The following is a 25,584-nucleotide window of genomic DNA, read 5'->3' as shown; positions in this document are numbered from 1 at the left end:
AAGCCTGCGACTGCTGCGCAGTCGAGCGGGAGCAAGCTCCCTCGCCACAGCAAGCCCGCTCCCACACGAGCCCGGCTTACTTCCACCAATATTCGACCTGCACACCGACGTTCGACCCATGCCGCGCCGTGCCATAGGCGCCGGTGTCGGACAACGCCGAGCCCGCCGCCAGCTCATTGGCCGCACGCTTGGCCGCTTTGTTCCAGGACGCATAGGTGTAATACAACCGCACTTCCGGCCGCGCCCAGAACTCAGGACCTTTGGGCGACCAGGTCGGGGCGAAGGTAAATTTGCTCAATTTGCGCGTACCGCCGGTGGCCTCGACCTGATCGTGCCCCAGCTCAGTGACCAGTTTGAATTGCTCGCTGAGCGCATACGCAGGACGCACACCGAGCGACATCCAGTTCTGGTCCTGACGCCCTGGGCGCACATCTTTCTGGTACACCGCCTCGACTTGCCCGCCGAAACGCGGGGTCACTTGCCAATCAAAGAACTCCACGGCGCGGTAACTTTTGCTGCTTTTGTCCAACGTGGTATTGCCGGTGTAACCCAGACCGGTGCCGGGGCCTTCGCCGTACTGCAGGGCAAACTTGTTCTTGCCACCCAGGAAGGCCGCTTGTACATGCTGCGCCGTCAGCGCCCAGCCACTGTTGGTGTCACGCCCACCGGCCTTGGCGATGTAGCTCAAGCCAAGTTCCAGTTCGCCACCGGCGTTGGTCTTGAAACCTGCGACGTTGAAGTCGTGACGGGTGGCGTACTCCTTCTGGTACAGGTTGTCCTTGCGCGACAGGGCGTAGCTGTATTTCAAGCCGCCGATCAACACGTCCTCGATCCCTCCACCGGTGGCGCTCTGGTTCCAGTAGTAGAAGTCGGAAATATGGATGTCGTTACGTTTGTAGTAACGCCGCCCGGCCCACAGCGAACCGCCATTGAGACTGGGCAGGTTGGACCATTGCGCATACATCTGCGGCATGCGCGCCGAGCCATTGTTTTCACCCTGGAACTTCAGGGCACGGTCGTACTTGTTATAGAGGGAAGCCATGGCATCGACGCTGAACACCGAACCGTCATCGAGGGTCAGCAAATCCTGACGCAGTTCCAGCTCGGCGTACTGCTCGCATTCGTTGCCCAAGCGGTACTTGGTTTGCGCACCCGGCAGTTGGAAACATTGCTGCTTGCCGCTGCCCGTTGACGTGCCCGCGCCGCTGCGCAAATACCCGGCAAATTCCAGGGCCTGCGCGCCAAAAGGCACCGTGAGGCAGGAAGCAATAAGGCCCAGTTTTATTGTTGTTTTCATGAAGTGCTCCTTTTATTTTTATTGTTTTTTCTTGCTGTCTTGCGTGACGCGATCACCTGTAGGAGCGAGCTTGCTCGCGAAGAATTTGCAACCTCCACGCAACACCTGGAGGGGCGCGTTAGCGTTGGCGATCTTCGCGAGCAAGCTCGCTCCTACAGGGGGCATTTCAACCAGTCAGGTGCAGCACGAAGGATTCATAAGGGCGTAGCACCATCGTGCTTGTGCGCAGCGGGCAATCGGGGTAGTTGCTGATCAGAAGGCGTTGCTCGTTTGCGGCGTTGATCACGCCTTCGGGCAGTTGGATCTCGCACGACGATCCATAGAAGTTGTTGAGTACCAACAGGCGCTCGCCATGACCTTCACGCAGGTACGCCCAGACCTGGAGATGGTCTTGCAGCAACGCACGGTAAACGCCTTGCTGTATCAGCGGCTCGCGACGGCGCAGGTCGATCAGCCTGCGGTAGTGATGCAGCACCGAATCCGGGTCATCCATCTGGCTGTTGACATTGATCTGCGCAGCATTCGCGGGAATGCCGATCCAGGGTTCACCGCGGCTGAACCCGGCGTTCGCTTCGGTGCTCCACTGCATGGGCGTACGCCCGTTATCGCGGGACTTCTGCATGATCGCCGCCATGCTCGAAGCTTCGGACTCTCCCGCGTCGCGCTTGAGGCGGAAGATGTTCAGGGTTTCCACATCGCGGTATTGCGAAATGCTGTCGAAGCCGGGGTTGGTCATGCCCAGCTCTTCGCCCTGATACACATATGGCGTGCCCTGCAGAAAGTGCAGCGCCGTGGCGAGCATCTTGGCCGAGACCACGCGGTATTCGCCGTCGTCACCAAAGCGCGAGACCACCCGTGGCTGGTCGTGGTTACACCAGAACAACGCGTTCCAGCCGCCACCGGCCTGCATGCCCACCTGCCAGTCGGAGAAAATCTGCTTGAGTTGCAGGAAATCGAAATCGGCCTTCACCCACTTCTGCAGGTTCGGATAATCGACTTTCAGGTGATGGAAATTGAAGGTCATCGACAGCTCTTTCGACGCTGGATTCGAGTAGCGAATGCAGTGTTCCAGGCGGGTGGATGACATCTCGCCCACGTTGATCAGGTCATGGCCTTCAAAGACCTCGCGGTGCATTTGCTGCAGGTATTGGTGCACGTTCGGGCCGTCGGTGTAGAAACGGCGACCGTCGCTGTTGTCTTCGGGGAAATCGGCGGGCTTGGAGATCAGGTTGATCACATCCAGGCGGAAGCCGCCCACGCCTTTGTCGCGCCAGAAGCGCATCATCTTGAACACTTCGGCGCGTACCTTGGGGTTATCCCAATTGAGGTCGGCCTGGGTATGGTCGAACAGATGCAGGTAGTACTGGCCAGTCTGCGCTTCGTATTCCCAGGCCGAGCCGCCGAACTTGGATTCCCAGTTGTTCGGCTGGTCACGCCAGATGTAGAAGTCACGATAGGGATTGTCGAGGCTGCTGCGCGCCTGCTGGAACCATTCGTGTTCGATGGAGGTGTGGTTGACCACGATGTCGAGCATCAGCTTGATACCACGCTTGGCGGCTTCGCTGATCAGCAGGTCGCAGTCGGCCATAGTGCCGTAGCTGGGGTCGATGGCGTAGTAGTCGCTGATGTCGTAGCCGTTGTCGCGCTGGGGCGAGCGCAGGAACGGAGTAACCCACAGGCAGTCCACGCCCAGCCACTTGAGGTAGTCGAGTTTGTCCACGATGCCCAGCAGGTCACCGGTGGCGTTACCCGCGTGGCTGTGGAAGCTTTTGGGGTAGATCTGGTAGATCACCGAGTGTTGCCAGGTTTGCATGGTGGATTCCTTCAGTAGAGTTGGGTGTTGGCCCTTCCGGCCTCATCGCAGGCAAGCCAGCTCCCACATTTGAATGTGTTCACACATCACTGTGGGAGCTGGCTTGCCTGCGATAGCGATCTTCAGGCGACCCGGTAACCAGGCCGAACGATCTTCATGCTCAACATGCACGTCAGCGCAAACGGCACGACCATCGCCACGACCATGCCAATCACGAACATCGGAATGGCGCTCGGTACGATCGAGATAAACCCGGGTAGCCCACCGACGCCGATGGCCGAGGCCTGCACCTTGTTCAACGACAGGAAAATGCTGCCCAGCGCCGAGCCCAGCAGAGCGGCATAGAACGGGAATTTGAAACGCAGGTTCACCCCGAACATCGCCGGCTCAGTGATGCCGAAGTAAGCTGAAATGGCCGAGGTCGAGGCCATGCTTTTGTCCCGCGCATTGCGAGTCATGTAGAACACCCCGAGCGCGGCGCTGCCCTGGGCCAGGTTGGACATGACGATCATCGGCCAGATAAAGGTGCCGCCCTGGGTGGAAATAAGCTGCAGGTCGACGGCCAGGAACATGTGGTGCATACCGGTGATCACCAGCGGCGCATAGAGCAGGCCGAAAATCGCGCCGCCGATCATAGGTGCGATTTCAAACAGGGTGACCAGGCCTTCGGTAATCAGGATGCCGAGGTGACGCGTCACCGGGCCGATGATTGCCAGGGCCAGCACACCAGTGACCACGATGGTGGTGATCGGCACCACCAGCAGTTGAATGGCATTCGGCACCCGCGCCCTCAGCCACTTCTCGATCACGCTCATGACAAAGGCCGCCATCAGGATTGGCAGGATCTGCCCCTGGTAACCCACCTTCTCGATCTGGAACCAGCCGAAGATATCGAAGTACGGCAGGCTCTGGCCGTCGAGGCCGGCTACCGCCTTGCCGTAGTTCCAGGCGTTGAGCAGGTCCGGGTGCACCAGCATCAGGCCCAGCACGATGCCGAGGATTTCACTACCGCCGAACCGCTTGGCCGCCGACCAGCCCACCAGTGCCGGCAGGAACACGAAGGAGGTGTTGGCCATCAGGTTGATCAGGCTCCACAGGCCATCCAGATTCGGGTAGGCCTCCAGCAGCGTCTGGCCTTCGATGAACATGCCCTTGGCGCCCATCAGGTTGTTCACGCCCATCAACAGGCCGGCAATGATCAGCGCGGGCAGGATCGGCATGAACACATCGGAGAACACCCGCACCAGGCGCTGCATGGGGTTGGCCTTGTCGCCGCCGGCTTTCTTGACGTCGGCAATGGTCGAAGCGGCAAGGCCGGTCAGTTCGCGCAGGGCGGCGTAGACCTTCTCCACTTCGCCGGGACCGATCACCACCTGGAACAGGCCGCCGGTAAAGAACGAACCCTTGACCAGATCGACCTGGTTCAGGGCACTGCTGTTGACCAGGCTGGGGTCCTTGAGCGCCAGGCGCAGGCGGGTCACGCAATGGGCAGCCTGCTCAAGGTTTTCGCGGCCTCCGAGGTTGTCGAGGATCTCGCGGGCAATCGTTGAATAGTCGTGGCTCATGCTCGTTTTCCACTGTGATTGTTTTTATGGGTGGCAGTCGTTGGCAGCACGCCGAGGAGGGAAAAGTACTCGTCTGTACGAGTTAAATCAACAACTCGTCTGTACGAGTTACACTTTTGTTTATTCATACGATCTTTCCGTCAGGTTTTTCACCTACGGGCACGGGTGTCCAATGGACAAACCCAACCTCTGCCACTAAGGTTCCTGCCTTGAACGCGCAGTCCACCTTCATAACGCCGGGCAAGAGCCATCCCATGAGCAAATACAACCAGATCTATACGGATCTGCTTGCCAGCATCACCACCGAGCGCCTGCAACGCGGTACGCGCCTTCCCTCCGAAACCGAACTGATGGACGCCTACCAGGCCAGCCGTGGCACCGTGCGGCGCGCCATCGAGCAGTTGCAGGAACGTGGCTTTGCGCAAAAGATCCACGGCAAGGGCACCTTTGTGTTGTCGCCCAACCCGATCGAGTTCCAACTGGGCGGCATCGTCAGCTTCCACGAGACCCACGCAGACCTGGGCGATGACGTACGTACCGACGTGGTCGAGTTCACCCACATCCCGTTGGAAGGCTCACTGCTGCAGCACATCGAGGCCGAACCCGGCACCCTGATCACGCGCATCAAACGGGTGCGCCGCATCGGCGGCAAACGCGTGATTCTGGACATCAACCACTTCATCAGCGACCTGATTCCCGGCCTGGACCGCGACATCGCCGAGCAGTCGATCTACGCGTTTATCGAGCAAACGCTGCAGTTGCAGATCAGCTACGCGCAACGCACCATCGAAGCCCTGCCACGCAGCAAGGACGACCAGGCGCATCTGGATCTGGAGGGGCAAAGCCATGTGATTGTGGTGAGTAACCAGACGTTTTTGCAGGATGGAAGGCAGTTCGAGTACACCGAGTCGCGGCATACGTTGGATAAGTTTTATTTTTCTGATGTGGCGCGGCGCTGACGCCGGAGACAACGATGAATATTCCCCACAAATGGCGGGAACAATTTCCCCATGCACTGATTGAACAACAGGCCATTGGTGAATCGCGCGCTGACGTCTTTCGCCTGCGCCATGACGGCGGCACGGATCTGTTCCTGAAATCCGAGCTCCTGGAGGAACACAGTGAGTTGGCAGACGAAATTGATCGACTCAGATGGCTGCAGCAAATGGGTCTGCCTGCGCCTGTGGTCCTGGATGAAGTTACAGCGGCCCACCGCCATTGGTTGCTGATGACCACCGTACCGGGACAGGACCTGGCCAGCGCCAGCGAGCTTTCAGCCGAGCAAATTATCAACATCCTGGCGACCGCGCTGCGTACTTTGCACCAGTTACCCGTGGCACTGTGCCCCTTAGATCACTCCCTCCAGCTGCGCATCGCACGCGCACAGCAGCACGTCAGTGCCGGCCTCGTGGACGAGACAGACTTCGACGACGAGCGACTGGGGCAAAGCGCTGAGGATGTGTTTGCTGAACTGGTGGCAACTCAGCCAAAGACTCATGATCTGGTAGTGACCCATGGCGACGCTTGCCTGCCGAATTTCATGGCGGCAGAGGGTTGTTTCAGCGGCTTCATCGACTGTGGACGGCTGGGGGTCAGCGATCGGTTCCAAGACCTTGCCTTGGCAGCACGAAGTATTGAAAGCAATCTGGGGCTGGCATGGGTGAGGCCATTTTTTGAGGCTTATGGCGTTGAGCCCGATGAGCAGCGTATGAAGTTCTATTGTCTGCTGGATGAGTTTTTCTGACGCTGAGCGTACCGCCGTCCCCCCTGTTCAAGCCTGTAATGCCACCACCTAAGGACACAATGTGACCCTGTGGCGAGGGAGCTTGCTCCCGCTGGGGCGCAAAGCGGCCCCTCTTCTGCTGGCGAAGCAGCTTGTTACCGTTGAATTACGCAGCGACCTGACAAACAGATTCAACCTTTCGTAGAATGCCGCCGTGGCTATGGAACACCTTCCTTCTAACCTCCTATGACCTAGGGGTTTCGCTCTCCACACTGCGCCTGCTTCTAGCAGGCGTTTTTACTTCAACTGCAACGCGAGCACGACGGTGGCCAAGGGAGAAAATCTAGTATGAATCAGGGGTTGTTCCTGCGTCGCCGTAGCAAAGTTCACGTCCCCATCGGCACTGGCGGTGCCACGCGTGCGCAGGTCGCATCGGCGGTCCGGGAAGTCGCGGCGTTCCGATGTGTACTGTCAGAATCCCTGATTGAGCAAATTGCCAAGTTGTCAGCAACAGAACTCAAGTATTGGCTGCGCGAAATTATCGGCGTTCTTCGGCGGGAAACTGGCGCTCATGTACATCACAAACCCTTCTACCCTGACTTTCCAGAGCAGGTCCTGACGGCCTCAGAGGCGGAGTTGTACCTTAATGCCGTCATTCACTGCTTAACGCTATTACGTTTACCACCCACCGAACACGCTCGACCTGCGATGCTTGAAGGCAACTTCATATCCCGCGTTATCGAACCGGGAAGCGTCTCCGAGTTCGAGTCACTCCTCGAACCGCTGATTTCATCACGCACCTCGCTCTCCGAACAGGAAACTGCCGACGTCATCTGGTTTATTCGAAAGTATCAAAGCGATGTGTTTCGACTGCTGCCTGAGTCCGTGCCGTTTCGGGAGATCCGTGCACTAGTTGGCGGTGCACTTATCCTGCACGTAGCCGGCGATGCGCGGGTAGATACATTCCTGGAACGAAACGCCGAAACGGCGACAGACGTGCTACGGCTCGCTGTTGCGCTAAGTGGAGGAGACGTGTCACTGACGACAGCTTCGACACGTTTTAAAGCGATGAAGCGCTCAATGCGTCGCCTGCTGTTGCGCCTGCTCGACAAAACACTCAACGTTGCAGAAGACGTGATGCGGCATGCAGAGCGATGGAAACGCCTGGCTGAAGTACTGCATCCGGGCGACTATGCCGATAAGTACCCACGAGCGCTGGCCGCCATCACGGCAGCACGTCGCAACGAAACGCCAGACTCATTTGGATCACGAGTCGAAACATTGCTTGCCCAGCGTGACATCGCCGCGCTTACGCCCATACTACAAAACCGCCCAGGCGAGTTCGCAAGACGGCTGGACGTGACCCTTCGGCGTGCAACGGCACCAGAATCGGTCCTCGACGCGTTCGAGGCGGTTGCGGCACAAGTGTCCTCACCTGTTCTGCTGCAGTTGCTGGCTCAGGTACGCGCTCCTCGCCCACTCCCCCTGCGAGCATTCACACCCAAAGGCGCACTCGCCAAAGTCTACGCAATCAAGGATCGACGCGAACCTCTAGCCCCCAACGTGTTGGCTCGTGCAGCCACAATCTGTGAGAACGCTCTCGTAACGCGTTTTGCGTCACTACCGCCGCTAGGTCGCTGCTTTATCGATCCAGTACTACGCGAGTACAGGGTACCGCTGGCGCAGCGTGCCTCATCGAAAGCCCTGCGCACATTGGTGCGGGGCAGTCGGCTGCCTATACCTGACACCCGCTTCATTCGCCTGTTCCTCTGGTGGAAGAACGGCCATGGGCGTACAGATATCGACTTGTCCGCTGCATTTTTCGACGCCAACTTCGTGTTCATAGAAACAGTCGCTTACTACAACCTGAAGAGTTTCGGCGGCTACCACAGCGGCGACGTCGTCGACGCGCCCGATGGAGCTTCAGAGTTCATCGACCTCGACCTTGATGTTCTCGTAGAGAAGGGTATTCGCTACGTTGTTACCTCTATCAACTCATACACCGAGCAGCCTTACTGCGACCTTCCAGAATGCTTCGCTGGCTGGATGGCTCGCGTCGATACGGCGTCAGGTGAAGTATTCGAGCCAAGCTCCGTGTTCGACCGTATCGATATCGCATCCAACACAGGGATCTGCCTGCCATTCGTAATGGACTTGCAAGAGCGACGCATAATTTGGGCCGATCTGGGGCTCACATCATCTCCGAGGTGGAACAACGTCGAAAACAACCTCAGCGGGGTGTCCTTGATGCTGCGAGCTTTAATACATACACCAAGGCCGGATTTGGAGACGCTATTCGACTTACATGCTCGAGCGCGGGGAGAAGGCGTAGCCTCATCGCAGTTGGCACAGACGGTGTTTGCGCCTGATCAAGGGATAACACCGTTCGATACGGATTTGATTCGATCACAGTTTCTCTAATATCTACGCCAGAATTTGCCAACGCCAAAAAGCCAAAAGCCCGCAATTACGCGGGCTCTAGGGCATTTCTTAGATCGTGCCGGACAATGCCGGACGTCTCATCATTCCCACTCAATCGTCGCCGGCGGCTTGCTCGACACGTCATACGTCACGCGGGAAATACCTTCGATCTCGTTGATAATCCGGCCGCTGACCGTCTCCAGCAGTTCGTAAGGCAGGTGTGCCCAACGCGCTGTCATGAAGTCGATCGTCTCTACGGCACGCAACGCAACAACCCATGCGTAACGACGACCATCGCCTACAACGCCAACCGATTTCACCGGCTGGAACACCACGAACGCCTGGCTGACCTTGTGGTACCAGTCGGCCTTGCGCAGTTCTTCGATGAAGATGTGGTCGGCGCGACGCAGCAGGTCGGCGTATTCCTTCTTCACTTCACCCAGGATACGCACGCCCAGGCCCGGACCTGGGAAGGGGTGGCGGTAGACCATGTCGTACGGCAGGCCCAGTTCCAGGCCCAGACGGCGGACTTCGTCCTTGAACAGTTCGCGCAGCGGTTCTACCAGCTTGAGGTTCATCTCCTCAGGCAGGCCACCCACGTTGTGGTGGGACTTGATCACGTGGGCCTTGCCGCTCTTGGCGCCGGCCGACTCGATCACGTCGGGGTAGATGGTGCCCTGGGCGAGGTACTTGATGTTGTCCAGTTTGTTGGACTCGGCATCGAACACGTCGATGAAGGTGCGGCCGATGATCTTGCGCTTCTTCTCCGGGTCGGACTCGCCGGCCAGGTTGTTGAGGAACTGGTCCTCAGCGTTGGCGCGGATCACCTTGACGCCCATGTTCTCGGCGAACATGGCCATCACTTGCTCACCTTCGTGCAGGCGCAGCAGGCCGTTGTCGACGAATACGCAGGTCAGCTGGTCGCCAATGGCCTTGTGCAGCAAGGCGGCCACAACCGAGGAGTCAACGCCGCCGGACAGGCCAAGCAATACGTTGTCAGTGCCGACCTGGGCGCGCACTTGGGCGATGGCGTCTTCAGCAATTTTCGACGGGGTCCACAGGGCTTCACACTCGCAGATGTCGAGGATGAAACGCGACAGGATGCGCCCGCCTTGCTTGGTGTGGGTCACTTCCGGGTGGAACTGCACCCCGTAGTAGCGACGCTCGTCGCTGAACATGCCGGCAATCGGGCAGCTCGGGGTGCTGGCCAGGATGTGGAAGTCTTCCGGCATTTTGGTGACCTTGTCACCGTGGCTCATCCAGACGTCGAGGCCGAACAGGCCGTCGGCGTCGATGTGGTCTTCGATGCCGTCCAGCAGGCGGCTCTTGCCGACCACGTCCACACGGGCATAACCGAATTCACGCAGCTCGGAGCCTTCTACCTTGCCGCCCAGTTGCTCGGCCATGGTCTGCATGCCGTAGCAGATACCGAATACCGGCACACCCAGGTCGAATACCGCTTGCGGGCAGCGCGGGCTATTGGCTTCGTGAACGGACTCGGGGCCACCGGCGAGAATGACGCCTTTGGGTGCGAATTCGCGGATCGCTTCATCGTCCATGTCGAACGGATGCAGTTCGCAGTACACGCCGATTTCACGCACGCGGCGGGCGATCAGCTGGGTGTACTGGGAACCGAAGTCGAGGATCAGGATGCGGTGGGCGTGAATGTCGAGGGCCATGAAGTCAGTCTCGTCTAATGAATCAGAAACAACTCGGGGCTGAAGAACAGCCCCGGTTACTTAACATTTTGCTGGAAGCCTCAACCTACACGGTAGTTTGGCGCTTCCTTGGTGATCTGCACGTCGTGGACATGGGATTCAGCCATGCCGGCGCCGGTGATCCGTACGAACTCTGGCTTGGTGCGCATTTCTTCGATGTTGGCGCTGCCGGTGTAGCCCATCGAGGAACGCAGGCCGCCCATCAGTTGATGGATGATCGCGCTCAGGGTGCCTTTGTACGGCACACGGCCTTCGATGCCTTCCGGTACGAGCTTCTCGGCGCCTGCCGAAGAGTCCTGGAAATAACGGTCGGAAGAGCCTTGCGCCTGGGACATGGCGCCCAGCGAACCCATGCCACGGTAAGCCTTGTACGAACGGCCCTGGAACAGTTCGATCTCGCCCGGCGCTTCTTCGGTACCGGCGAACATCGAGCCCATCATCACGCAGGAGGCACCGGCTACGATGGCCTTGGACAGGTCACCGGAGAAACGGATGCCACCGTCGGCGATCAAGGGTACGCCAGTGCCTTCAAGGGCAGCGGCGACGTTGGCGATGGCGCTGATCTGCGGCACGCCCACACCGGCGACGATACGCGTGGTGCAGATGGAGCCTGGGCCGATACCGACCTTGACTGCATCGGCGCCAGCTTCGGCCAGGGCCTTGGCGGCAGCGCCGGTGGCGATGTTGCCGCCGATCACCTGCACTTCAGGGAAGTTCTGCTTGACCCAACGCACGCGGTCGATCACGCCTTTGGAGTGGCCGTGGGCGGTGTCGACCACTACCACGTCAACACCGGCAGCGACCAGCGCCGAGACGCGATCACCGGTGTCTTTACCGGTACCGACAGCAGCGCCAACGCGCAGACGACCTTGGTCATCCTTGCTGGCCAGTGGGTAAGCCTTGGCTTTTTCGATGTCGTTGACGGTCATCATGCCTTTGAGGGCGAATTTGTCGTCGACGATCAGCACGCGCTCGATGCGGTGCTTGTGCAGCAGTTCGCGCACATCGTTCTTGTCGGCGCCTTCCTTGACGGTGACGAGGCGCTCTTTAGGCGTCATCACTTCGCGGACGGTGACTTCAAGGCGGTTCTCGAAACGCACGTCACGGGAAGTGACGATGCCGACCAGGTCGCCATCGTGCAGCACCGGGACGCCGGAGATGTTGTGCATACGCGTGAGTTCGAACAGGTCACGCACGGTGGCGTCAGCTTCGATGGTGATCGGATCTTTCACCACACCGGCTTCGTAACGCTTGACCTTGCGCACTTCGGCAGCTTGCTGCTCGATGGTCATGTTCTTGTGGATGATGCCGATGCCGCCTTCCTGAGCCATGGCAATGGCCAGACGGGCTTCGGTGACGGTGTCCATGGCAGCGGAAACCAGGGGAATATTCAGCTCGATGCCACGGGTTAGGCGGGTCTTGAGACTGACTTCGTTAGGAAGCACCTCGGAATAACCGGGCACTAGGAGAATGTCGTCGAATGTCAGAGCTTCTTGGCTGATACGCAGCATCGCGGGGGCTCCCGAGCGGGAAAATGGAAGCGCGCCATTATATACATGCACCCTGCCGGGCTCAATGTAAAACTCTGACAAACTTGGTAATACTGATAGATGGGTAATTTCATCGCCCCGATCATTCCCATGCTCCGCGTGGGAATGCCTCTGGTGACGCTCCGCGTCGCCTTGGGGCAGGATTCAAAATCTCCGACAACAACGGGACGCGGAGCGTCCCATGCGGCGTTGCCCACGCGGGAGCGTGGGAACGATCGTGTTCGGCAAAAAGTTACAGTTCGACTTTGACCCAGCTCATTTTTTGATCGAGCCAATCGGCAAACTCGTCGATAAAGCTCTGTTTGAAGCCCGCCTCCGCCCAGTTGTTGAAAATGAATCCCAGGTTGGAAAACCCGCATTCCTGCAGGAACAGAAAGCCATTGATGTCGTCTTCATGCCCACATAGCGGGCAGGTGAAGTTATCGGTGTGGCCAGGCATCCAGTCTTCCAGGCTTTCAAACAGCGCCTCGCCGACTTCCTTGAGGCACTCCGGGCAGCCCGCTTCTTCGAGGAACCCCTTGGCCGGCGTGTAGATGCAACGCTTGTAGATGATCTCCAGGCCATTGACCGGCTCGTTGAACGGCAGCGCTTCGGGGTGCAGCACCACCGCGCGGGCACCATCGGCCAGGGCGTAGCCCATGCGGTTGCCGGTACGCCCGCAAGTGGTGAGCTCTTCCTTGATGATGTTCTTGCGCACCAGCCAGCGCACAATCGCCCGGGCGCGGGGTTCGTGGACCGGCAAGGTGGAGATTTTCGGGACAAGGATGCTTTGGGAGTTCATGGGAGTCCTGCGGTGTGGCTATTGGCGCCATCGCGGGCAAGCCCGGCTCCCACAGGTGATCGCATTCCAATGTGGGAGCCGGGCTTGCCCGCGATGACGCCCGGGAGGACGGCAGCTTAATCCCTGAAAAAATCAGGTCAAGTACTCAAATACCGTCCGATCAACGCAATACCGCTGGCCAATACCAGCCAGGTCACCAACCGCACGAACGCCTCACGGGACAGCCGCATCGTCAGCCTGCGCCCACACCACAACCCCAGGGCCATCGCCGGCAACAGGCAAACCGCCAACATCAATAACGGCAAATCTGCATACACCCCGGCAATCAGGAACAGACTCAAACGCACCACCGTGCTGCAACTGATCAGCGCGCTTTGCGTAGCCCGCGCCGCGTCCTTGGGCAAACGGCTGTTCAGGTAAATCGCATATAAGAAGCCGCCACTGCCGAATAGCGCCCCAAACAGGCCGCCAACGGTGCCCATGGGAATCGACCAGCCCGCCGCCAGCTGAGTCGGCCTTGCGTTCACCGCCAGGCTGTAAATCGCGTAGGCACTGATAAACAGCCCCATCAATAGCAGCAACAGGTCCGAATGCAGGTTGAGCAAAAACACTACGCCCAGGGTGCAGCCGATAGCCATGCAGGGCAGCAACCGCAACAGTTCCGGCTTGTTCACATCGCGCCGCGTTTGCAGCAGGCCGCCAAACGCCGCGACAAAGTCCAGAAGCACCAGCAACGGGATGATCTTCGACAGCGGCATGAATAAAATCAGGATGGGCCCCGCCACCAGCGCCGTGCCGAAACCGGCAATGCCGAACACGATATAAGCCACCGTCACGCCCAGGCCGATCACCAGCCAATCAATACCGCCGAAAGTCCACTGGCTCATCAGCTCAACGGGGCTCATGACTTATTCCTTCTATTGAGATGCCGTTCACTTTAGCCATCGGCAAGGGTTGCGACTAATATCTTCCAGGCTCACTACTCATCTCAAAAAGGCATGACTCTTGATCTCCACCCGGCAACTGCGTTATTTCGTCGAAATCGCCGACAGCGGTAGCTTCAGTGCTGCCGCCGAGCGCCTGTTCGTGGCGCAATCAGCCTTGAGCCGGCAGATCAAGGAGCTTGAATCTCAACTGCAAACCCCACTGTTCGAACGCACTGCACGCCAGCCAAGGCTGACGGCCGCCGGCGAAGCCTTCTACCCACGGGCGCGCAACCTGCTGAGTGAGTTGCTCAAGGCCAGCGACCTGGCGACACAAGTGGGCCAGGGCCAACTCGGCACCTTGCGCCTGAGCCATTCGAGCACCGTGCCGATGAGCGGCGCGTTACTGCAAGGCATCAGCACGTGGTTGGAGCGCTGCCCGGGTGTGTCGATGGATATCGTCAAACTCTCCTCCGAAGCCCAACTGGAGGAAATCGCCGAGGGCCGCCTGGACGTCGGCCTGCTGCGGTTGCCGGTGTTGCGCCAGCGCGAAGGCGTGCGCGTGGTGCCTTGGTACACCGAGCCGTTGGCGCTGGCAGTGCCTGCGGGTCATCCCTTGGCACGCGGCAACGCAGCGGTCGAGTTAATGCAACTCAAGGATGAGGCGTTTATTTCAATCCCCCACCCTCAGCGCGGCGGGCTGAGCTATCTGTCGGCTGAATTGTGCATGCGTACAGGTTTTTTCCCCAAGGCGGCGCGGGTAATGTCGCGCAAGACCACGCAGTTGCAATTGATCCAGGCCGGTTTCGGGATTGCCCTGTTACCAAAATCCATGCGGGACATCGCCCCGCCCAACGTGCAATTTTTGCCCCTGGCCGATCCGGACTGCCACAGCACGGTAGCCCTGGCCTGCGCGCAAGCGCCGAACGCGCTGGTGGAGCAATTCTGTCAAACCCTGCACGAATGCCTATAAACTGCCGCCCATGATTAAAGATCCTTTTGCCCGCTTGGGCCTGGACCGCGAAGTCCTGACTGTCAGCCAACTCAACGGCCGCGCGCGGGTGTTGCTGGAAGACGTGTTCACCAATATCTGGGTGGAAGGCGAGATCTCCAACCTCGCCCGCCCGGCCTCCGGCCATGTGTATTTCACGCTAAAGGACAGTGGCGCCCAGGTGCGTTGCGCGCTGTTTCGCAATAACGCGGCGCGGGTACGTCAGGCGTTGAAGGATGGCCTGGCGGTGAAGGTGCGCGGTAAGGTCTCGTTGTTCGAGGGCCGCGGCGATTACCAACTGATCCTCGATACCGTGGAGCCGGCCGGTGATGGTGCGCTACGCCTTGCCTTCGATGCACTGAAGGAAAAGCTGAGCGCCGAAGGCCTGTTCAGTGCCGAACGCAAAGTGGCGCTGCCGGTGCATCCTCGGCGCATCGGCATTATCAGCTCGCCCACCGGCGCGGTGATTCGCGACATCATCAGCGTGTTCCGCCGCCGCGCGCCGAATGTTGAACTGACCCTGATCCCTACCGCCGTGCAAGGCCGCGAAGCAATCCCGCAGATCGTGCGGGCGCTGAAACTCGCCGACGCCCGGGGTTTCGACGCGCTGATCCTGGCCCGTGGCGGTGGCTCCCTGGAAGACTTGTGGTGCTTCAACGAAGAGGCGGTGGCCCGCGCAATTGATGCTTGCGTTACCCCTATCGTCAGTGCCGTTGGTCATGAAACCGATGTGTCCATCAGCGACTTCGTGGCGGACGTCCGCGCCCCTACTCCCTCCGCCGCCGCCGAGTTGCTGGCTCCCGACGCCAGCCATCTGGTGCGTCAAGTGGAAAACCTGCAGCGCCGCCTGGTGATGCTGATGCGCAACCGCCTGAGCCACAGCCGCCTGCGCCTGGAAGGCATGGCCCGGCGCCTGCGTCACCCGGGCGAGCGCTTGCGCCAGCAGGCCCAGCGCCTGGATGACCTGGACATGCGCTTGCGCCGCGCCTTTGAGCGTAGCCTCAATACCCGTCGCGAGCGCTTGATCCGCCTGGAAACCCGCCTCGCCGGCCAGCACCCCGGCCGTCAACTGGCACTCTTGCGCCAGCGCCTGGACAGCCTCGCCGAACGCCTGCCCCGCGCCATGCGTGAAGGTCTCAAGGCTCGGCGTCTGCAACTGCAGAGCCAAGTGCAGACATTGCAGGTGGTCAGCCCTCTGGCGACCCTGGGCCGCGGCTACAGCATCCTGTTGGACGAGCGCGGCCAGGCGATTCGCAATGCCGCACAAACCCACACCGGCCAGCGCCTCACCGCGCGCCTGGGTGAAGGCCAATTGCAAGTGCGGGTGGAAGACAACCACCTGACACCCGTCACCCTTTCATTATTGGATTGATCGATGCCACGCCTACTGAGCCTGTTGATGCTGTTGTGCCTCACATTTAACGCCCACGCCGACAGTTACATCACGCGAACCCTGAACAAACCGGTGCCAGGCGGCGTGGCCGTCGTCGAACTGGGCCCTTCGGCCACGGCGCCGAAAGCCACCTACCAGGGCAAGCCGGTGCTGGTGGTCAAGGAGCAGGACAACTGGCTGGCGATTGTCGGTATCCCGTTAACGGTCAAGCCTGGCAACGAGCGCATCAGCAGCGGGGGGCGCAACCTGCCGTTTATCGTCGGTTACAAGAAGTATCCGGAACAGCGCATTACTTTGAAGAACAAGAGCCAGGTCAACCCTGACCCGGCCCAGCTCAAGCGCATCGAAGGCGAACTGGCAGTGCAGCTCAAGGCTTACCGCAGCTTCAGCCCGAACCTGCCTAGCAACCTGGTGCTGGATAAACCGGTGAACGGGCCGCTTTCGAGCAAATTCGGGGTGCGCCGCTTCTTCAACGGTGAGGAACGCAACCCGCATTCGGGCCTGGATTTCGCCGTACCGGCCGGCACACCGATCAAGACACCCGCCAATGGCAAGGTGATTCTGGTCGGCAATTACTTCTTCAACGGCAATACCGTGTTTGTCGACCATGGCCAGGGCTTTATCAGCATGTTCTGCCATATGTCGAAGATCGATGTGAAGGTGGGTCAGCCACTGGTGCGCGGTGCGGTAGTCGGCAAAGTCGGCTCGACAGGCCGGGCCACCGGGCCGCATATGCACTGGAACGTCAGCCTGAATGATGCACGGGTAGATCCGGCGATTTTTATCGGCGCGTTTCAACCCTGAATACCGTGGCCGTGAGGGGCGTCAGTGATTTCCTGCGCTGGCGCCTGATCTGCCGGAGGTTCGCTGCAATGCATTGTGATCTTCTTACACTTTTGCGATGAACCATCCGACACCCGAGACTCACTCAACCAGCGATTTACACGGACGTAATGAGCAGGACCTGAGCATTGGAGATCCAATTCCCATGAGACTCTTTCCATGTCACTTACCCCAGCACTGTCAGAGCGACATTCGCAAAACCTCTTGCCCTCATCTCACGCCTCACCCGGTACCCCCCCGACCAGCCCGCCTACACCACCCGCAACTCTGCAACAACCTGCATCAGCCCCCTTGCCCGCCGCCGCCAATTACGCCCCCGATGACCCGCCTACTCCCGCCTCGTCAGGTATAACCCCGGCGAAAATGCGATACCCGCAGTTGGTGAAGCATTTCAAACCCAGCAATGAAACACAGTTCACCGCTGAACACGCGTTGCTGACCGAAGACAAGCAACGCCTGCATAGCCAGCAACCCGGCTTCAAGGCCTTTGTACAGTCGCAACTTGAGGAGGCCTTCCCCGCGATCAGGCCGCTGAATCCGGACATGTTCAGTTTCAATCGCTACAGAGTGGGCGATGGACGCGAATCACTGGCCTCTTCAGAGCCCCTGACGGCTGCACTGGCCAGGATGATCCGCGACATCCAGGCCAACCCGAATGCGTTGATGCGCCCGGAGCGAGGCATAAGCACTGAATTCACTTATCGACGAACCATTGCCGACATGGCGGTACCGGCCTTTACCGAAGGCACGCTGCAATCCATTGCTCGCAGCATTGCCACGCAATACCCGCAGGCGCTTGAAGAATACTGGAGCACACCGCGGCCGGTGGAAAATCAGCCGACGCTCCAGATGTCGCCGCAAGAGCAACTGTTGTTCCTGCACAAAAAACAGCTGTCGATCCTCGCCTCACTGCGCCTGAGCGATGGCACCCTGAGCGCGACCGGCAAAGGCCTGATCGACTCCGCGTTGCGCTACCCCACCCTGCAAGACCGGGAAAAACGCTTCACCGACGGTGATCGCTTAGGGGTGTACCCCGTCACTGTGGATGACCAAACGGAACATGGCGCGATGCTGCCAGGGGCCTTTCTCATCACCCGAAAAGACGGCTCCTATGCTACGCCGCCCACCTGGCCGAATGGGCGCGCACTTGCGCTCAACGATGACAATGGCCCCGTCGTGATGTACACGCCCAGCGAAGGTTTCGAGGAATTCGCAACCCCGGCCCAGGCGCGCCAGGCTTTGGCCAGCCGCCTGGACCAGGGCGGTGTCGAGGCCAAGTTGCTCCTGCAAGGCCTGCCCCCGGCTCTGCAAAACAGGCCCGACCCTATTACCGGAAAAGATCTGATGTCCAGTGTCGAGCCATCGGCCGGGGATGTGTTGGCGCAATCCATCCCCTGGATGCTCAAACGCCAGCGGGCAGACATTAATACCCACCTGAGCACAGCATTGGCGCCAGGCAAAACCGTCAACCCCCTTCTCGACAGTGCCACATTGGAAGGTATCGATAATGCGGCCGACTGGTCGTACCTCACCGATGGCACCAACGCCATGCTGGCCCGGGACGCCAAACTGACCGACAAACTCCAACCCGAATGGTTGAAGAATCTAAGCCCCTTTCAAGAAGCCTTGTTTTTGCACTTGGACAAGGCGCAGGAACGGAGCCTGGATGCGCTGACGCCCCTGCTTGAAAAAATCCCGGCGCTGAACACCTTCGCCCGTGACCGCCTGAATGCAGCCATAAAACAGCGATACCCGGCAGCAGAAATCGATGCGGATCAACTCATGGTGCAGGTCCACACCCGCACCGCCATCCACGGCGGGAGAGGGACTGGCCAACCCCTCTATTCGAAACAAGACGCGGTGTCCCTGACCGACTTGGCGCTGAAGAATCCCAGTGGCTTCCCTGCCGTCGAAAGAGGTGTATACACCGATGAGAAAATGACCTTGCCTCTGCGCGACAAGCACGGCAAGCCTGTGCGAGACCTGAGCGGCAAGCCGGTTACCCTGGATACCGACGATCTCAAGGCACTGGTCAATACCGCCGATGTCGGGGGCGAATACACCAAACTACTCAAACAGGAAATGGCCCCAGATGCCCAATCGGGGAGTGCTGTGCACTTGCGCACAGCGTGGAAAGCTCATCTGGCAGACGCGATGGACAAAGAGGCGTTTCTGGCAGAACTCAGCCCCGACGCCTATACGGAACTGGCCAGCGACAACATCCATAAACGCGCGGCGCAGTGGGCGGATGCGGTACTGACTCACCCAGACCCGGCCACCCGCCCTCAAGTCGATGGGAAAACCATCGTCGCCAACAGCCTGCTCCACAGGGGGCTAGCGGTGCAGGGCGTGATGGTGATCGGCAACCAGACAGATCCATCGCTGGTGCTGTACACCCCCAAGGCTCCCGACGGCATTACTTATCGCGAAGTCGCGGACCACAAGGCCCTCGACACCCTCCTGGAGAAAAAAGAGTGGGCAACCTATATCGCGCAAAGAAAATCACCCGTCAGTAAAGATGAGGTCGATCAGTTCAGGGGAGCGCTTAAAGAAGCTGCGTACAGCCCAACGAAATTGATGTCCCCCGAGCTGGCGGTCTCGTCGATCAAGCTGCTGGGAGGCGCCACTCGCCTTGAGCCCATAAAAGGTGATTTCCAAGACCATCTGTACAAGCAACACGTACAGATGGCGATCGACCGAGCGGATCACCAGTCCGTAAGCAGTGCGGAGGTCGCACGGCAATCGCTCAAGAACAAAATCGAGTTCGGCATTGAAGTGGCATTGATCTTTACCGACCTGATACCAGTGGCTGGCAAAGGCGTGTCTGCGGGTTTTCGTCTGGGCAAAGCCGGCATCAGCGCACTGCGCGCCAACAGCAGAGTGTTGCCGCACCTGATCAAAAGACCCGGCCTGGGACGGGCGATCTACAGTGATTTCACCCTGTCTGCGGCGGGTATCTCTAATGTTCGCGCGGCCCCCCTACGCCCGGTATTCAAGTCGTCGACGGCGACAGGCGCGATTACCCCGCGCCCAGGGCCAAGAGCACTGCCTGCGCCCGTCAGCCCAGTGCCGGCACGACCCTTAGCCAGCACCGGCAACACTATCGCTGGCTCACGCACGCCCAACGACGCCGTCATTCCCGAGCGCGACTTGAGTGCGTACGCCAGGCCTGGCGATATGATCAACGGCCGGACGCTAAGGAGTGACGGTACCTATAACGTTGGCGACGAGTGGTTCATCCGATTTACCGACGGTACCCGCGTGAGCAGGGTTTATCAGATCGATTCAGCCTTTCACGCTCGCAGTGGCTGGGTCAATATCATCGACCCGAACGTCCCAGCAACTGCGCCCAAAAGCAGCAGAATCGTCGCCTCTGTACAACATGCGGGCAACGGTGAATGGCGCCTGAATCAACTGCCCGGTGGAGCCCCCACGCCGACACCGGGAGCTTCGACGACAGGCGCCGAGGCCCCTGCCCGACCAGCGTTACCAGACGCCGAGTATTTCAGCCTCAACAGAGGGCGGCTGATCGAAGCCGACTTCACCGCTAAAACCTTGCCTGTGGCCAGGTATTGGTTCAGGCGGGATTTGTATAACTTCTACAAGAACATGCTCACTCAAGGCCAGATGCCGCCGCGCCCGCCCCGGCTGGAGCTCGCACCCGGCACCTCGCCGGCCGACCTGTTGCGTAAGGCCTACGAAATCACTGATGTGGTGGTACTGGGCGAGCGCCATAACGAAATCGCCAGTTTCCAGATGCTCAAAGAGAATATGCAGGCCCTCAAAGAGTCTGGGGTTACCACACTTTACCTTGAGAATGTCGAAACCAATGCCGCGGGCCAGCTCATGGATGTGGGCATGGGGGCCCACCGTCCTCAAGGCGCGTCTCCCACGCTCTCGGAACTGGTTCAACTTGCCAATGACAATGGAATCACCGTCAAATCCCTAGAGCACCACTACTTGACCCGCCGATCGGATATGCCCGATTTCTATAAGTACGTTGGGGACAACGACGAAGGCATTACGCGCCTGCAGGAATTCAATTACTTCGCGACCCGTATCTTGGAAACACGCAAGCCGGGCGAAAAAGTACTCGCCTTGGTAGGCCGGGCCCATATGAACACGGCCCGAAACGTTCCAGGTCTGGCGGAACTCACTGGAGGGGTGGGCATAGGCGTGTACCCGGACAAAACATTCAACAAGAGTGTTGCCATCAGCGGCCCGTCAATACCAAGGGATCCCGGGGCCAACGTCACGAATAGCCATACGGCAGGGGATTATCAGATCTTCCATAAAGTCATTTGAGTAATCACCGTCGTGCGTTGTTTGCGCGATGGTGAGCCCTTCACTGCCGCATGCGGCGCCACGGGAAAACCTCATCACCAAAATTGCGCCACCACCTACAGCAGCGCAACAATGTGAAGAAAACAAGACACTGTTAGCAATAAATATTCATAAAGCTTGTTTTATACAGAAAATCTATCAATTTTTCCTGACCACCTTGCCATCTCACTTGGCCACGGTTAGGGTTGGGCTTATGAAAACCTCTCATACCCTCATTCAGCTCCGCCAGCACCGCAGCCTGTGCCTTGTCAGCGCACGACTGCCAGGCTGAATCGATCTGCCTCGCCCTCAGTTTTATCCCCAATAACAGTTCCACGGCAGGCCGCCTTTTCTCGGCCCCTACAACCAAGGATTTCCCGATGAGCATGCTCAAAGACCCGTCTTCGAAATACCGCGCGTTCCCCACCATCGACATTCCGGACCGTACCTGGCCGTCGAAGACCATCACCCAAGCGCCTATCTGGTGCAGCTCCGACCTGCGTGATGGCAACCAGTCGCTGATCGAGCCGATGGACGCGGTGAAAAAGCTGCGCTTCTGGAAGACCCTGGTGGCCGTTGGCGTGAAGGAAATCGAAGCCTCGTTCCCGGCCGCGTCGCAAACCGACTTCGACTTCGTGCGCACCCTGATCGAAGACAACCACATCCCCGAGGACACCACCATCCAGGTGCTGACCCAGGGCCGTGAAGACTTGATCGCACGCACCTTCGAATCCCTGCGCGGCGCGAAGAAAGCCATTGTGCACTTGTACAATGCCACCTCGCCGTCGTTCCGCCGCATCGTGTTCAACCAGGACAAGGACGGCATCAAGGCCATCGCGGTCAACGCCGCCAAGCTGTTCGTCAAATACGCCGCCCAGCAGCCGGAAACCCAGTGGACCTTCGAATATTCCCCAGAGACCTTCAGCGCCACTGAGCTGGAGTTCGCCAAGGAAGTCTGCGACGCGGTGATCGAGGTGTGGAACCCGACGCCTGAGCACAAGATGATCCTCAACCTGCCAGCCACCGTCGAGTGCGCCACGCCGAATATCTATGCCGACCAGATCGAGTGGTTCGGTCGCCATATCAACCGTCGCGACAGCGTGATCATCAGCCTGCACACCCACAACGACCGTGGCACTGGCGTGGCGGCCACCGAGTTGGGCCTGATGGCCGGCGCCGACCGTGTGGAAGGCTGCCTGTTCGGCAACGGCGAGCGCACCGGTAACGTCGACTTGGTCACCGTGGCACTGAACATGTACACCCAGGGCCTGGACCCGCAGTTGGACTTCTCGGACATTGACGGCGTGCGCAAAGTGGTCGAGGAATGCAACCAGATCCAGGTGCACCCACGTCACCCGTATGTCGGCGACCTGGTGCATACCGCATTCTCCGGTTCCCACCAGGACGCGATCCGCAAAGGTTTCTCCCAGCAGAAAGACGATGCGCTGTGGGAAGTGCCGTACTTGCCGATCGACCCAGCCGATATTGGCCGCAGCTACGAGGCGGTGATCCGCGTGAACAGCCAGTCGGGCAAAGGCGGTATCGCCTACCTGCTGGAGCAGGAATACGACATCAGCTTGCCGCGTCGCATGCAGATCGAGTTCAGCCAGGTGGTGCAGGCCGAAACCGACCGCGTGGGCCTGGAGATGACCGCGCCACAGATCTACGCCTTGCTGCAGCGTGAATACCTGCAAGCCAACACGCCGTATGCGTTGGTCAGCCATCGCTTGCAGGAAGAAAACGGCAACAGCTTTGTCGAGGTCGAAGTTTCCGGCAAGGGTCAGGGCGAAACCAACCTGCACTGGAAAGGCAAAGGCAACGGTGCGCTGGAAGCCTTGGTGGCCGGCCTGCCGATTGGCGTGGAGATCATGGACTACAACGAGCACGCGATTGGTGCGGGTACCAATGCCAAGGCGGCGGCCTATATTGAACTGCGCGTGAACGGCGAACGCCCGGTGCATGGTGTGGGGATCGATGAAAACATCACTACCGCCAGCTTCAAGGCGCTGTTCAGTGCGCTGAACCGTTCGTTGAGCCAGTTGGAAGCCAAAGCGGCGTAAGCATTGCCGTAATGCAAAAGGCCCCTGGGTGAGAATCCAGGGGCCTGATCGTTCCCACGCTCTGCGTGGGAATGCAGCCCTGGACGCTCTGCGTCCGCCCTTAGAAGCGGTACGCAGAGCGTCCCAAGAGGCGTTCCCACGCAGAGCGTGGGAACAATCTAAGAGCCTTAGACTAACTGAAAGCTATCGGCATCCAGATTCGCCGGGAATCGTGTACGGTAAGCCGCCAGCTCCGCCGCATCCAGGATCACCTGGAACACCCCGTCCGCTTCCCCTGCACTCAGCAAGGTTTCACCCTGGAAATCCAACACCTGGCTATCGCCGGTGTAGGCAAACCCCTTGCCGTCGGTGCCCACCCGGTTCACCGCCGCCACGTAACACAGGTTCTCAATGGCCCGCGCCGGCAACAGCCGATTCCAATGCTGACGCCGAGCGCCCGGCCAGTTGGCGGTGTACAGCAGCAGGTCCGTATCCTGGGCGTCGCGGCTCCACACCGGGAAGCGCAGGTCATAGCAGATCAGCGGGCGAATGCGCCAACCCTTCAACTCGAACTGCACCTGACGTTCACCTGGGGTGTAGTGGTCATGTTCACCGGCCATGCGGAACAGGTGGCGCTTGTCGTAATGCAACACCTCACCATCCGGCCGCGCCCACAGCAGACGGTTGCGGTGGCTGCCATCGGCGGCCTGGATGATCACACTGCCGGTAATCACGGCCTGATACTTTGCCGCCTGGGCCTGGAGCCAATGATGGGTGGGGCCGTTTTCCGGCTCGGCGAGAGCTTCTGATTCCATCGAAAAACCGGTGGTGAACATCTCTGGCAGCACGATCAAGTCGGCGCCTTTGGCCTGCTCCAGCAGCAACTCGAAGTGTTCGAAATTGGCATGCCGGTCATGCCAGGCCAGGCTCGTCTGCACCAGGGCAATGTTCAGATTGGGCAGTACACTCAGATCACGCATAGTTTTTCCGCCGCTTGTCGCAACGTCTCCTCGCGTTTGGCAAAGCACAGGCGCACCAGGCGCTGGCCTTGGGGTGGGTGCTGGTAGAACACCGAAACCGGAATGGTCGCCACGCCATGTTCGCGGGTCATCCACAGGGACATGGCGACGTCATCCAGGTCTGGGCGTATCTGCGAGTAATCCACCAGTTGGAAGTAAGTGCCGGTCACCCGGGTAAAGCTCAAGCGCGATGGCGCCAACAGGTCGCAGAAAAGGTCCCGCTTGGCCTGATAGAAGGCCGGCAGTTCTTCGACATGTTCCGGGTGTTCGGCCATGAAGTCCGCCAAAGCGTACTGCAAAGGGGTGACGCCGCAGAAGTTGACATATTGATGCACCTTGCGCAGTTCGGCGCTGAGGGCCGGTGGCGCGACCACGTAGCCGGTCTTCCAGCCTGTGACGTGATAGGTCTTGCCGAATGAGCTGACCACGAATGCGCGCTGATACAGTTCCTGATGGGCCAATACGCTGACGTGGGGCACACCGTCGAATACCAGGTGCTCGTAGACCTCATCGCTGACCAGGTAGATATCGCGGTCGCGGATCAGTTCGGCCAACTGGTCCAGCTCGACACGGCTGATCAATGCACCGGTGGGGTTGTGCGGGCTATTGAGGATGATCATGCGCGTACGCGGTGAAAGCGCAGCCTTGAGTTTCTCGAAGTCCAGGGCGAAGCCTTGCAGGCTCAGTTGCACATGCACGCAGCGGCCACCGGCCAGTTCAACCGAAGGCTCGTAGCTGTCATAGCTGGGGTCGAACACGATGACTTCATCACCGCTGCGAATCACCGCCTGAATGGCGCAAAAAATCGCCTCGGTGGCGCCTGGCGTGATGGTCACTTCAGTGTCGGCATTCACCGTGACGCCATAGCTGCGGGCGATCTTGGCCGCCACTTGCTGACGCAGCACCGGCAGGCCTGTCATGGGGGCGTACTGGTTATGACCGAGGGCGATGTGCTTACCCACTGCATCGAGCAAACCCTGCGGACCATTGAAATCGGGAAAACCCTGGGACAGATTGAGCGCGCCGGTTTCGGCGGCGAGTTGCGACATGGTGGTGAAAATGGTCGTGCCGACGTTTGGCAGCTTACTGCTGATCATGGGAGCCCCCTTCGGGTGAGCTGCAAGTTTTAAGCTGCAAGCTGCAAGCAGGTCAAGGGGCAAACCGTCAGGCACAAAAAAGGCTCCA

The 25,584-nt window shown here is 59.4% G+C and carries 18 protein-coding genes; 8 read left to right on the top strand and 10 right to left on the bottom strand.

Features of this window, described 5'->3' with window-relative positions:
• Positions 1 to 76: 76 nt before the first annotated feature.
• From OC445_RS12635 to treP, 3 genes are all read right to left on the bottom strand, one after another.
• Complete coding sequence (locus tag OC445_RS12635; RefSeq protein ID WP_054918301.1) at positions 77 to 1,297, bottom strand: maltoporin; 1,221 nt, start codon at positions 1,295 to 1,297, stop codon at positions 77 to 79.
• 166 nt (positions 1,298 to 1,463) lie between these two features.
• A complete protein-coding gene (treC, locus tag OC445_RS12630; protein WP_054897801.1) occupies positions 1,464 to 3,110 on the bottom strand; it encodes an alpha,alpha-phosphotrehalase in 1,647 nt (548 codons plus the stop codon).
• Between the two features lie 122 nt (positions 3,111 to 3,232).
• Entirely contained in the window at positions 3,233 to 4,675 is a 1,443-nt protein-coding gene (gene treP, locus OC445_RS12625) for a PTS system trehalose-specific EIIBC component (RefSeq protein ID WP_034128010.1), read from the bottom strand.
• Positions 4,676 to 4,929: 254 nt separating this feature from the next.
• Here treP and treR point away from each other — a divergent pair, with 254 nt between their 5' ends.
• The 3 genes from treR (at position 4,930) to OC445_RS12610 (ending at position 8,819) form a co-directional block, all read left to right on the top strand.
• Entirely contained in the window at positions 4,930 to 5,634 is a 705-nt protein-coding gene (gene treR, locus OC445_RS12620; RefSeq protein WP_089042368.1) for a trehalose operon repressor, read from the top strand.
• A gap of 14 nt (positions 5,635 to 5,648) precedes the next feature.
• Positions 5,649 to 6,419 carry an APH(3')-II family aminoglycoside O-phosphotransferase gene (locus OC445_RS12615; RefSeq protein ID WP_198790655.1) on the top strand — a complete coding sequence of 257 codons (771 nt, stop codon included), beginning with the start codon at positions 5,649 to 5,651 and terminating at the stop codon, positions 6,417 to 6,419.
• Positions 6,420 to 6,746: 327 nt separating this feature from the next.
• The gene (locus OC445_RS12610) at positions 6,747 to 8,819 is read left to right on the top strand and encodes a TerD family protein (protein WP_198790656.1); all 2,073 of its coding nucleotides are present in this window, start codon (positions 6,747 to 6,749) and stop codon (positions 8,817 to 8,819) included.
• Positions 8,820 to 8,920: 101 nt separating this feature from the next.
• Here OC445_RS12610 and guaA read toward each other — a convergent pair whose 3' ends face one another.
• The 4 genes from guaA to OC445_RS12590 form a co-directional block, all read right to left on the bottom strand.
• A complete protein-coding gene (gene guaA, locus OC445_RS12605) occupies positions 8,921 to 10,498 on the bottom strand; it encodes a glutamine-hydrolyzing GMP synthase (RefSeq protein WP_014719806.1) in 1,578 nt (525 codons plus the stop codon).
• An 80-nt stretch (positions 10,499 to 10,578) separates the two neighbouring features.
• Positions 10,579 to 12,048, bottom strand: a complete 1,470-nt coding sequence (gene guaB, locus OC445_RS12600; protein WP_034128014.1) for an IMP dehydrogenase — start codon at positions 12,046 to 12,048, stop codon at positions 10,579 to 10,581.
• 271 nt (positions 12,049 to 12,319) lie between these two features.
• A complete protein-coding gene (locus OC445_RS12595; protein WP_005791157.1) occupies positions 12,320 to 12,868 on the bottom strand; it encodes a hypothetical protein in 549 nt (182 codons plus the stop codon).
• 137 nt (positions 12,869 to 13,005) lie between these two features.
• Positions 13,006 to 13,773 (bottom strand): sulfite exporter TauE/SafE family protein, encoded by a 768-nt coding sequence (locus OC445_RS12590; RefSeq protein ID WP_198791537.1) that lies wholly within the window; start codon positions 13,771 to 13,773, stop codon positions 13,006 to 13,008.
• A gap of 100 nt (positions 13,774 to 13,873) precedes the next feature.
• Here OC445_RS12590 and OC445_RS12585 point away from each other — a divergent pair, with 100 nt between their 5' ends.
• The 4 genes from OC445_RS12585 (at position 13,874) to OC445_RS12570 (ending at position 21,323) form a co-directional block, all read left to right on the top strand.
• Positions 13,874 to 14,764 carry a LysR family transcriptional regulator gene (locus OC445_RS12585; RefSeq protein WP_198791538.1) on the top strand — a complete coding sequence of 297 codons (891 nt, stop codon included), beginning with the start codon at positions 13,874 to 13,876 and terminating at the stop codon, positions 14,762 to 14,764.
• Between the two features lie 10 nt (positions 14,765 to 14,774).
• Positions 14,775 to 16,154, top strand: coding sequence for an exodeoxyribonuclease VII large subunit (xseA, locus tag OC445_RS12580; protein WP_054918293.1), 1,380 nt, complete (start codon positions 14,775 to 14,777; stop codon positions 16,152 to 16,154).
• A gap of 3 nt (positions 16,155 to 16,157) precedes the next feature.
• A complete protein-coding gene (locus tag OC445_RS12575) occupies positions 16,158 to 16,979 on the top strand; it encodes a M23 family metallopeptidase (protein ID WP_057975063.1) in 822 nt (273 codons plus the stop codon).
• Positions 16,980 to 17,399: 420 nt separating this feature from the next.
• A complete protein-coding gene (locus tag OC445_RS12570; protein ID WP_262020171.1) occupies positions 17,400 to 21,323 on the top strand; it encodes a membrane-targeted effector domain-containing toxin in 3,924 nt (1,307 codons plus the stop codon).
• A gap of 133 nt (positions 21,324 to 21,456) precedes the next feature.
• Here OC445_RS12570 and OC445_RS12565 read toward each other — a convergent pair whose 3' ends face one another.
• Positions 21,457 to 21,678, bottom strand: coding sequence for a hypothetical protein (locus tag OC445_RS12565; protein WP_253249889.1), 222 nt, complete (start codon positions 21,676 to 21,678; stop codon positions 21,457 to 21,459).
• 43 nt (positions 21,679 to 21,721) lie between these two features.
• Here OC445_RS12565 and leuA point away from each other — a divergent pair, with 43 nt between their 5' ends.
• On the top strand, positions 21,722 to 23,401 hold the full coding sequence (gene leuA / locus OC445_RS12560) for a 2-isopropylmalate synthase (protein ID WP_014719812.1): 1,680 nt from the start codon (positions 21,722 to 21,724) through the stop codon (positions 23,399 to 23,401).
• A 167-nt stretch (positions 23,402 to 23,568) separates the two neighbouring features.
• On the opposite strand, the gene OC445_RS12555 is transcribed toward leuA, so the two are convergent.
• Positions 23,569 to 24,360 (bottom strand): amidohydrolase, encoded by a 792-nt coding sequence (locus tag OC445_RS12555; RefSeq protein WP_054897810.1) that lies wholly within the window; start codon positions 24,358 to 24,360, stop codon positions 23,569 to 23,571.
• Complete coding sequence (locus OC445_RS12550; RefSeq protein ID WP_186527705.1) at positions 24,348 to 25,496, bottom strand: pyridoxal phosphate-dependent aminotransferase; 1,149 nt, start codon at positions 25,494 to 25,496, stop codon at positions 24,348 to 24,350. Before OC445_RS12550 ends, OC445_RS12555 begins: the two co-directional genes overlap by 13 nt.
• Positions 25,497 to 25,584: the final 88 nt, after the last annotated feature.

The sequence above is a fragment of the Pseudomonas sp. Pse35 genome (assembly GCF_024519715.1).
GTDB lineage: Bacteria > Pseudomonadota > Gammaproteobacteria > Pseudomonadales > Pseudomonadaceae > Aquipseudomonas > Aquipseudomonas paracarnis.
This window is presented reverse-complemented; position numbering and strand designations above follow the sequence as displayed.